Annotated in this window: 1 protein-coding gene; it reads left to right on the top strand. The window is 81.5% G+C overall.

The features are described from left to right. On the top strand, positions 1–615 hold a 615-nt coding region (locus ABEB16_RS22690; protein ID WP_345714397.1), incomplete at both ends, for an aldehyde dehydrogenase family protein.

Raw genomic sequence — 615 nt, 5'->3', positions numbered from 1 at the left:
CTGCCCGACGCCGACCTGGACCTGCGGGCGGTCCCCGTCACCGTCACCCCCGGCGACGTCGTGCGCGCCCTGCCGTCGCGCCCCTCCCTCGTCGGGGCCTCGCGGGCGGCGCCGCAGCACCTGGGCGACCTGCTGCAGGCCGCGGCGGCCGGTGCGGCGGCGTGGGCGGGGCAGACGCCGGTGGCGCGCGGGCGCGCCCTGGTGGACCTCGCCGCGGAGGTGGAGGGCCGGCGCAGCTCCTTCGTCACCGAGGCCCGGCGCAGCGGTCTGCAGATCTCCGGCGCGCTCGCCGAGGTGGACGCCGCGGTGGACCGGCTCGTCTGGTGGGCGGGCTGGGCGGACAAGCTGGACCTGCTGCCCGCACCGGTGCCGCCGCCGGGGCACGGTCGGCTCGTGGAGCGGGGGCCGGGCGTCGTCCTCGTGGTGGCACCGGCCGCGCGGGCGCTGCTGGGGCCGGTCTCGGTGCTGGCGCCACCGCTGGTCGCCGGCGGGGCGTGCCTGCTGGTGCCCGCGGCGGCCGCGGCCCAGCTGGCCGACCTGCTGGCACGCGCCGCCCTGGCCGCGGTGCTGCCCGCGGGGTTGCTGACGGTGGCGGCCGGCGGGCAGGAGCGGGTG

Origin of the sequence: Kineococcus glutinatus, from assembly GCF_039542765.1 — a bacterium.
Classification (GTDB): Bacteria; Actinomycetota; Actinomycetes; order Actinomycetales; family Kineococcaceae; genus Kineococcus_A; species Kineococcus_A glutinatus.
Note: the sequence above shows the minus strand (reverse complement) of the source record. Positions and strands in the feature narration are given on the sequence as shown.